Source organism: Brachyspira innocens ATCC 29796, assembly GCF_000384655.1.
GTDB lineage: Bacteria > Spirochaetota > Brachyspiria > Brachyspirales > Brachyspiraceae > Brachyspira > Brachyspira innocens.
Genome location: NZ_ARQI01000124.1, coordinates 25,866 through 36,076 on the forward strand (window position 1 = coordinate 25,866; position 10,211 = coordinate 36,076).

The 10,211-nt window shown below is 32.7% G+C and carries 10 protein-coding genes; all 10 read right to left on the reverse strand.

All coding sequences use genetic code 11. From position 1 onward, the window contains the following. Positions 1–22 precede the first annotated feature (22 nt). Positions 23–1,198, reverse strand: coding sequence for a glycine/sarcosine/betaine reductase complex component C subunit alpha (gene grdD, locus F811_RS0111940; protein WP_020005469.1), 1,176 nt, complete (start codon positions 1,196–1,198; stop codon positions 23–25). An 11-nt stretch (positions 1,199–1,209) separates the two neighbouring features. After that, positions 1,210–2,796, reverse strand: coding sequence for a glycine/sarcosine/betaine reductase complex component C subunit beta (gene grdC, locus F811_RS0111945; RefSeq protein WP_020005470.1), 1,587 nt, complete (start codon positions 2,794–2,796; stop codon positions 1,210–1,212). A gap of 148 nt (positions 2,797–2,944) precedes the next feature. After that, positions 2,945–4,243, reverse strand: coding sequence for a glycine reductase complex selenoprotein B (gene grdB / locus F811_RS0111955; protein ID WP_083921319.1), 1,299 nt, complete (start codon positions 4,241–4,243; stop codon positions 2,945–2,947). A gap of 151 nt (positions 4,244–4,394) precedes the next feature. Continuing rightward, the gene (gene grdA / locus F811_RS0111960) at positions 4,395–4,871 is read right to left on the reverse strand and encodes a glycine/sarcosine/betaine reductase complex selenoprotein A (RefSeq protein WP_083921320.1); all 477 of its coding nucleotides are present in this window, start codon (positions 4,869–4,871) and stop codon (positions 4,395–4,397) included. 53 nt (positions 4,872–4,924) lie between these two features. After that, on the reverse strand, positions 4,925–6,211 hold the full coding sequence (locus tag F811_RS0111970) for a glycine/sarcosine/betaine reductase component B subunit (protein WP_020005473.1): 1,287 nt from the start codon (positions 6,209–6,211) through the stop codon (positions 4,925–4,927). A gap of 334 nt (positions 6,212–6,545) precedes the next feature. Next, complete coding sequence (locus tag F811_RS0111975) at positions 6,546–7,505, reverse strand: NAD(P)/FAD-dependent oxidoreductase (RefSeq protein ID WP_020005474.1); 960 nt, start codon at positions 7,503–7,505, stop codon at positions 6,546–6,548. Positions 7,506–7,528: 23 nt separating this feature from the next. Then, a complete protein-coding gene (locus tag F811_RS0111980; protein ID WP_020005475.1) occupies positions 7,529–7,924 on the reverse strand; it encodes a GrdX family protein in 396 nt (131 codons plus the stop codon). Between the two features lie 175 nt (positions 7,925–8,099). Beyond that, the gene (locus tag F811_RS17025; protein ID WP_245555863.1) at positions 8,100–8,294 is read right to left on the reverse strand and encodes a hypothetical protein; all 195 of its coding nucleotides are present in this window, start codon (positions 8,292–8,294) and stop codon (positions 8,100–8,102) included. Between the two features lie 47 nt (positions 8,295–8,341). After that, positions 8,342–9,385, reverse strand: coding sequence for an APC family permease (locus F811_RS16120; protein WP_245555864.1), 1,044 nt, complete (start codon positions 9,383–9,385; stop codon positions 8,342–8,344). 21 nt (positions 9,386–9,406) lie between these two features. Further along, a complete protein-coding gene (locus F811_RS0111990) occupies positions 9,407–10,135 on the reverse strand; it encodes a gamma-glutamyl-gamma-aminobutyrate hydrolase family protein (protein WP_020005476.1) in 729 nt (242 codons plus the stop codon). Between the last annotated feature and the right edge of the window lie 76 nt (positions 10,136–10,211).

Consider the following 10,211-nt stretch of genomic DNA (forward strand, 5'->3'; position numbering starts at 1 on the left):
CTTTACAGCAGATAATCTTAACCTAAGATATAAATCCGCCTTTTCTCAAAATATTCTCTGCATTTTCTTTGTTCTTATCACTCACTAATATGATAGGTCCAGTACAGCCCATACCAGACTCAGCATATATACCATTTTCCATAACCAAATCAACAGCTGCATCCAAATCCATAACTTCAACACCAGGGATTTGTGCAGTTACAACTTCTTTGGCTACAGAAGGTTTTGCTTTTTCTCCGCCTGAAGAAGCATTTGCTTTAGGTTTTAAACTATCTAAAATAGCATCAAAACCATATTTTTTTACTTCTTCTTCTTCTTTGTTCATAACATCTATTAAATTACCGCTTATACATTGATAAGCATATTCAATAGCACCAGCAATAACATTAGAACCAGAAGCTCTTGAAATAATGAATATAGGTGTTTTAAATCCGAATCCTATACCAGGACCATAACCATATCCTATAGCCTCATAGCTTCCGCCGCTGTTGAATGAGGAGAACATTTTTATAAGTATGTTTCCAGTAAGAGAGTCGCATACAACAACATCAACAGCACCAGTTATAAGGTCATTTCCTCTCAAAACGGCACCGCCATCAGCACGGTTAGAAGCTCCGAATTTAATATTATAACCGTTAGAAGCTAATTCTTTTAAAGCTCTCTCTACAGTACGTGCAGAATCAATATTTAATATACCAACTGTTGGTTCTTTAATACCGCAGACTTTTGCTGTTATTATTCCGTAAATAGCATTTTTAAACATAGCCTGATCTCTGACAGTAGCAGAAGTACCTGTAGTAGTAGCTATATATGTTTCTTTTCCATTAGCCTGAGATATAACTCTTCCTACAGTAGATACTCCTATAGGGAAAGGATAATGCATAGTAACACAAGCATCCAATTCTCCTTTAGAGAGCATTTCTTCCATTATTTTATGAGCTTTCTCATCGCAGTCAGTTTCTATTGTTTGTAATCCTGTAGAGTTTTTCTCACCAATTAAAACAACTTCAACATTTTTGTTTCTGCTCATAGCTATTACACCGCCAAGAGATACTGCCTCTGCACCATGCTCAGAACCTCTATTTGTAATACCAACACGTACTTTTTTTCCGAATTGACCTGTTTCTAAAGCATTAGCAAGTGAAAGGAAAGTTTCACCTATCATAGATTTTATAGCTGAATTAGAAGCATCACTCATCTAATACCTCCTTACTCGCCTAACATGCTTTTAGCGAAATCTCTCATAGCATTAGCAATAAGTTTATTAACTTCTTCTTTTGAAACACCTTCGCTTGTACCTTTATCACCGCTGTTTTTTTCGATAATAACAGATATACCGTCAAAAAGATTAGTCATTCTTCCTAAGAATAATGAACCTTTACCTATAAGCATTACACGATTAATTTTACCAGACATAATGTCCTCAATAGCATAACCCAAATAAGGTACTCCAGATGGTATATGACCTTGAGTTGGAGCCCAACCAGACATACCATGTTTATCAACAAATTCAGCTATTTGACTTCTTTCTAGGTCTCCTTTTTTTACACCGATGGCAGCTATCATTTTATAATTAGCTTCTGGAACATCACCAGCACCAGCAGGTTTAGTTACATCAGGGTTTTGCATTTCTACAGTATATTTATCTATATCTGTAACTTTTAAGTTTGCTTTTTCCAAAGGATTTACTATCAAAGATGTCATAACTGCCTGAGGAGCAGAACCAGTAGCAACGGTGTGTCTTCCAAGTACATCTGTTCTTATAACAGGGTGTACTCCGTCATTCTCACTGATAAGTACAGCAAAAGCACCTAATATATCTTCGATAATAGGAAGATTTTTAGTTACATGGCTTTTACCATTCATACCCAATTTAGCAGTAGCACCTCCTGCAACTATTACTACATTTTTATAAGAACCAGCTTTTACTAAAGAAGCAGCAGTTACTAAAGCATGTGAAGGAGCGGCACAGAATCCTCTAATATCAAAACCTGTAGTGTTAGGTATTCCAGCAACTTCAGCTATACTTTTAGCGAAGTTACCGCCACCTCTTTGGTTCATATCACCGCAAGCCTCTTCAGAACATTCAATAACCAAATCGATTGTTTTAGGATCAATATTTTTCTTTCTAATAAGTTCTTTTAAAGCCATAATACCAGAAGCTTTAACTGCTAAGTTTTCAAAGATAACATGTGCACTCAAGTTAATATCAACATCATGTGCTCTTTTTATACAGCCTACTAATTTTTCATTGAAATATAAACCTTCAGCATGTTCTTCTTTTATTAATCTTTCTATTTCATCGATTTTAGTTTCGCATTTTACCTGAGCTAAATCTTTTTTAATTTCATCTTCTGTTTTATATTTAGATTCTGAAGCAATATAAGCATCTCTCATTTTTTTCTCAAATTCAGCTTCTAAATATACTAATTCAAATACATCAGATATTTTCATCATAAAGATAAATTCATCTTCAGCGAAAATTTCACCGAATTTACCGTTTCTTTCACCTTTACAAGGCACACCTATCCAGCTTCCTCCTGCTTTTTTTACTTCTTCAGAAACTTGAGATGCAAGTTTTTTTAATTCTTCAGGGTGAAGATTACCAATATAAGTTTGGTTAGGGGCATAATTTACAACATCTTCAAAAGGTCTAAGATGTTCTTTAAGTTTTTTTAAATAGTCCGAATCAGGATTAACTTCTCTTTCTACTGTTTGCGTAGTACCGTTATTGACTACCATATCAGGTGCATGTACTATAGCATAAGCAGCAGCTTTTAATACAGCATAACTCATCTTTTTAATCTCCAATGTTTATTTTTTATTTAATAATGAAATAAGGGGGGACATACAAGTATAATTAAATATTTGTACTCCCCCTTTATTTAATAAATTATTTTTTATTTATATATAATAGTATATATAAATATTTTCAATTTTCAAATTAATCTTCAAAAACTGTTTGTGTATCTACAGGAGTTGTCAAAGCTTTTAATGCTCTTTCAACTAATGTACGTCTTAATTTTTTCTCATCTTCTTTAGACAAATTAGGATTGCCTAGAGGGTGAGGTATAGCAACTGCTGGAACTATTCTGTTAGCACCAACTGTTAAAGATATAGGAACAATAGTACAAATATGGACTACAGGTATTCCAGTAGCTTCTATTGCTTTAACCATCGTTGCACCGCAACGAGTACAAGTTCCTCAGGTTGATGTTAATATAACAGCCTGAACTCCGTCTTTAACTAAAGTTTGAGCAAATTCAGTAGCAAATGCTTTAGAACTTTTTACTGAAGTACCATTACCAGTAGTAGTATAGTAATAAGGATAAAGCTCTCCTATTTTACCTTCTTTCTGTAAATCTTTTAATACATCAACAGGTAATACTCTGTTAGGGTCTTGGTTAGCATAAGTAGGGTCATAACCGCCATGTGCTGTTTCTCCCATATCATCTATAGAGTATCTTCCATATTTAGAAGCTGAAGAAGATTCTATATGGTCTGGGTTTCCTGATGGTACTATACCGCCGCTTGTAACCAATGCTATTTTAGCTTTAGTGATATCTTTAATAGCTTCACCTGGTGTTACTCTATCAAAGTCTGGCATTGGATATTCTGTAGTAAATGCTTCACCTTTAATTTTTTGTATAAGCATATCAACAGCTCTTTCAGCACCGCTTTTTTCTCTGAATAATACTTTACGTATTCCTCTTGGTATATAGCCTTCAGCATCTGGAGTTCCCAATTCTTCTTTTTTAAGAAGTTTAGAAGCTAATTTAGCTATAACTGGCAAAGCAGCTCTCATACCTGCAGCAGAATCTTTAGTAGAAACGATATAAACATCTTTCTTAAACATATCTGCACCAGGGTTTTCAATATACATACCAGTAACAGCTGGAATTTTTAATTCATCTTGTATCATTTTAGCAACAGTACCGCAAGCTGTACCGTAACGTCCTGCATTAAAAGCAGGTCCTGCTATAACTAAATCTGGGCTGAAGCTTTTTATCATTTCTAAAACTTCTGCTTTAGCTTTATCTAGGTTTTCATTGAAATAAGAGTCACCGCATATAACAGTGCCTACTATTTGTGCATCAATACCTAGCTTCTTAAACTCGCCTTGTAATCCTGCACCAGGACCTACAACTCCGTCTCTTTTCTCTGGAGCTATATCAGCCTTTTCCTCTCCGCCGATATTAGCGAAGAACTGATTAATATAATGAACTATTTTATATTCTGGCATTTAAGCCTCCTAATTTTTTAATATAAGGCAACCAAATATTAAATATAAGGCTGCCGATTTTTTAAAAAAACCAAACTGGTTTTTAATTACAATGGATTTTTTATTTTTAGAGAATTTGTTTTATCAAAAAATTATAAGTTTATATAGTGTATTATAAATATTTGCAGTTTTCATCACGCATTTTTTTAATTTCTGCGATGATTTCATCTACGTTTAATGTCATTTCTGCCATACCAATCTGTTCATCATAAACAGCAGGATCTACTGCTTCTTTGAATTCTGGTTCTACGGCATGGTAAGCTGCTAAGCCTAATTCTACTCCAGCTAAAGCACCAGCATAAGTAGGGTCTCCTATCATTACTGTTTCAGCTGCTAAACCTGTAGCTTCTGCTTCTGCAGCACCGAATAATACTACTATATTTTCTCCTCCAAATTTTTCTGTAAATTCTTTAATTCTCTTTTGATTCTCTAAATCCATCGCTCCTGCGGCTGTTCAAACAAAACACTCCGTAGCAGCAAACAAAACTTCTGCGTCTTGTACTGTTTCAACGCATGCTTTGATAGCTTCTCCAGGAATGCCGTCTCTATCGCCAATGATAATTACTTTTTTACCATTTAAAATACTCATGGCTTTCCTCCTAAAAATTTTGTTTATATTTTAAAAAATCAGCATTACAAAACTTATAGTCCTGTAGCACTAAATTTATTAAAACCTAATTCGTTTGTAGCACCAGTTATAACCTGCAATTCTGCTTCAATAGAACCATCTGGTTTTAATGATCCGTCAAATCCGCCTGCTATTTTATCTGTATAATCTAACATACCTATTACTTTATCCATTTTTGGTAAATTAATAACTACATTAGCATTACCTGCTGTTACTACTGCATTTGCTGATACATCAGAATCTGCCAAAGACTGTGAAGCTCCGTCTCTTCCAGCATACTCATCTGTTATGATACAAGTTTTTATGCCGAATGCTTCTGCTTTTTTACAGTTCATTATTAAATCTGCATCTGGATTACCGAATCCTTCTTCAGAGATAATTACCGCATCTAATCCGAAGTATTTAGCTAATTTTGATGACCAATCTGATGAACGCATTTTATCTGCTAAAAATACATTTTCATTTGTTATTATAACACCCATAAAGTTAATATCTTTACCATGTTTTTCATATAAAGCTTTAATTACTGGGTTATTCAAGTGGTGATAAGTTGTATTTTTATCACAAGCTGATACACAGTTACCGCTTACTATAGCACCGTCCATTACTTCTGTTGGATAAATAAATGTAGGAACTATTTTTTTAGCGTCTACACCATAAACATAAGTATCATGTAATAAACCTTGAGTTTGAAGCATATATATATAGCCAACTTTTGGTAAATTAGGATACATTGCAGCTTGTTCAAATATAGGTTTAGTTTCATAGCTGTAAGTATTATCTGGTTTTAAATCTTTAGCTAATTTTCCCAAATAAGATGCTACTCTTAAACCTGCTCCTCTTACTGCTGCTTCATAATCATGTTTTTCTATAGGCTCTATTGGCTCTATAAGCAAACATAAATTATTAAGTTTAGAGAATGGAGTATAATCAGCTCCAGGTCCTGTCATATCTATAATACCTTCTTGGAAACCTACTATTTTACCGCAAGTAACAACAGCTGCACCTTTTAAAACATGAGTTTTACCTTCTCCAACTGTATCTACTTTAGATATCATACCTGGAAATATACCGCCTCTGCCGTCAACTTTTACTCTAGGTTCAATTACATCTTTTACTGGAGTAATACGTACTGATTCTCCAGGACGAGCTACATCAATTTTTACGCTTTTTAACTTATCGTCCTCAAGCACAATTTTTGTAACTTCTTCCTCATTTACATAGAGTACTCCGTTCTCGACTTTTGAAATTTTGTCAAGCTTTATATCTTTAATATAAATCTCGCCTATCTCTAACTTCATATAGTCTCCTTTATATTTTTTATTTTTATATAATTTATATAAATTAAATTATATCAACAAAAAAGAGCAGAAACATATTTTTAAAATATATTCCGCTCTTAAAATTACACAATAACTGATATACATGAATTTTAATCCCTGAGAAATTTAATGTTCGCAAATTATGTAATTCTGAAATAGAATTATAAAATACATTACTCATTGCACCGCAAGATAAATTATTTACTCAGCTATTAAATTTCATTAACATATATCCTTTTTAATATTTTTATTTACACTATATAAATATAACAATTTTTTTATTATTGTCAACATTTTTTAATTATTTTTTTATTTATTCAGTAAATTTTTCTTCTATATACTTGTTTGCTGAAATACCCGCTATTGCTCCGTCTGCTGCTGCAGTAATAACCTGTTTAAGCATTTTTGGTCTTAAATCTCCGCAAGCAAATACACCCTCAACATTTGTTTTCATTTCTTCATCTGTAAGGATATATCCGTCCTGCATAGCAACTTTACCTTCAAACAATTTTGTCAAAGGAACATAGCCAACAAATATAAATACTCCAAATGTTCCGTCTTCTTCATCTGCCTTATATTCATATTTCTCGCCTGTTTCATTGTTCAAGAATATAGCAGATTCAACTATTCCGTCACCTTTAAGTTCCAAAAGTTCTGTTCTGAATTTTATTTCAATTTTTGGATTTGCTTTAGCTTTTTCTTCGATAGAATTAGCACAGCGTACATAATCTTTTCTTACTATAAGTGTTACTTTTCTAGCAAATTTAGATAAATACATAGCTTCTTCTACAGCTGTATCGCCTCCTCCAACGCAGAAAACTTCCATACCTTCAAAGAAATTAGCATCACAAGTAGCACAGTAAGAAACTCCTTTACCTGTGTATTCCAATTCACCTTTACAGCCTAATTTTCTAGGCTGAGCACCTGTAGCTATTATAACTACTTTTGATTGATAAACAGTTCCATCAGATAGAGTTACTTCTTTAATCTTTCCATCAAGTTTAACATCTGCAACTTCTTTATGTTCTATCTCAGCACCAAATTTTTTAGCCTGTTCTATCATTTTATTAATAAGATGTTTAGGGTGTCTTCCCTCTTCTGACTCTTCATAAAAACCAGGGTAATTAGCTATTTCATCAGTTATGCTAATCTGACCTCCGAAACTTCCTTTTTCAAAAAGAACTGTTTTTAATCTGGCTCTAGCAGAATATATACCAGCGGCCAAACCAGAAGGACCGCCGCCTATTATAATACAATCATATAAATTACTCATATATAATCTCCTTAAAATTCGTACTATAAAATACTTTCTATAGCTCCCGAAACAAGTTTGTAATCTATTAACTTAAAATCCTCATCTATGGTTTCAGTAAGTTTTCTTCTAGGCTTATCCAAAAAATTCATAGTTAATGCTATAGAATTTTCTATCAATTCTAATGACTCCAAATCAAGTTCGCCGTTATTATTAGAAAGTGCTATACTTTTATACGGAGTCTCATAAGGCTTTATACTGCTCACTATTGGGTGAGTTAAAAGCTTATAGCATAAATGTATATAATCTCTAGCCTTATAAAGTATACCCATAAAATCCAAATCTGGCAAATAGATTATCTGTATATTATTACTATTTACCTCATTAAATTTAGGATTATTTGTTATCAAAATATTTTTTTTATTGATATTCACGTCCATATTACATGCGTATGTTATATTATTTTAAATATTTGTCAAGATATTATTTAAACAATATTTAATTTTATTTAAAAAATATTAAAATAAAACAACATATTACTATATATAATATTACGGTACATAACTGTTTTTAAACACTTAAAAACAATATTATATACCGTAAATAGTACATTTTTTATGATTTTTTATTTGACATTTTCATTATAAAATATACTATAGCTCCTATAACCAAACCACCCAAACCAAATATTATTTTTTTCAAGTCTGACTGTGATAATAGCCACAAACTAACAACTGTAGCAACTATTGGAATAACTGGTCCAAAAGGAAGCACAAAACCTCTTTCCATATTAGGTGCTTTTTTTCTCATTACTGGAACTGCCAAACATGTTGGTATATATTGAGCAAAACGTGATACTACCTTATAGCTGCTAATGTAGTAAAACTTCCTGTTAATGTTACTAAAGCTGTCAATACTACTGATATTATTACTGCTACATAAGGAACATCTTTTGAGTTTCTTTTTGAAATTATACTTGGAAGCTGATGTTCATCTGACATAGCAACGCCAGCACGAGGAGTTAAAAATGAAGAAGCTATATTTATACCGCCTATAGATATTAAAGTACCTGCTGTTACCATAGCACCAGCCCATTTTCCTAAAAACTTTTCTGCTGCTGTTGCAACTGGAGTGCTTGTTGTAGCAAGAGAAGCTCCCAATATACCTATACTATTTACCTGTATAAGTATATATATTATAGCCACCAATATTAAAACTATACATATAGCTAATGGTACATTCTTTTTGGCATTATCCATATCTCCTGCCGCAACACCTATTGATTCAAAGCCTGTAAAAGCATAAAATATAAGTAGTGCCGCACTTCCAAAAGTACCTTTTAATACCACTTCTCCGCTTTCAGAAACTGGATTAACAAAGTTTTCGCCTTTTATAAAGAAAATACCTATAGTAACAAACAATATTAAAGGTATTAATTTACCAGTAGTTACTATATTGTTCATTATTTTTGATATTTTTACACCCATTATATTCATTATACCAAGAAGTACAAGTATACTTATAGCTATAATTTTTTGAACTACTGGATTTTGTGCAGGAGTCCAAACAGCACCTAAAGCAGTAGGGAACCCCATAGCCATAGCTGCCCAAGCAATAATCATTATAGCCCATTTCATTATACCAACTTCAAAACCTACAAAATCTCCAAATGCATCTTTGGCATAAACGTAAGGACCTCCATTGCTTTTATACATTCCACCCATTTCAGCAAAACATAATGCTATACTGATAACCAAAAAAGCATCAAAAACTATTACACCTATACTAGTTACTCCAACTTCAGCATATGCCTGATTTGGAAGCAAAAATATACCAGTACCTACTATTGCATTTATACCTAATAATACTATACTAAACAATCCTAATTTATTTGATGACATATAAAAACTCCTTATTTAACACTATTTCTTGGCCTTTGAAACCAATTTTTTAAAAATATCTAAAGCAAAATCATGATGGGCATGCATCATCTCTGGATGAAACTGCACCCCAAGCACAAATTTACCGTCTTCCATATATTCTATGCTTTCAACTATACCATCTTTGGAATATCCAGTAGCAATTAATCCTTTACCCAAATCTTTTATAGCCAAATGGTGAAAAGAATTAACCCTTACACTCTCACCTACTATCTCTCTGATAATGCTTCCCTCTTTAGTTGTCATACTATGTGTAGCTTCATAAGGTTTGGCACTTTGAGAATGTTTGATATAGCAATTATCTATAAGCGATAAATCCTGATACAAACTTCCTCCAAAAGCAACATTAATAATCTGACAGCCCCTACATATACCGAGTATAGGTTTATTCATTTCTAAAGCATATTTAACTATCTTTAATTCATGATTATCTCTTCTTGGAAATATTCTACCTAATTTGGAATGAATTTCTTCGCCCCAATAAATAGGATCAACATCATACCCACCCGATAACAAAACCCCATCAACATGCGACACTTGCTCCTTTATATCCTCATCATTGTCTATCATAGGTACAATATAAGGAATTCCGCCTGCTTTAGACACCGAAAGAACATAGTCATCATTAACATAAGCTCTCTCATATCCAGAAAATACCCCATCATTATCATTACTTAAAATACTTCCGCTTATTCCTATTATAGGTTTCATATTAACTCCAATATTTTTATATATAGTTTAATTATAATAAATATATTATTCATATTCAAGCAATAATAACATAAAT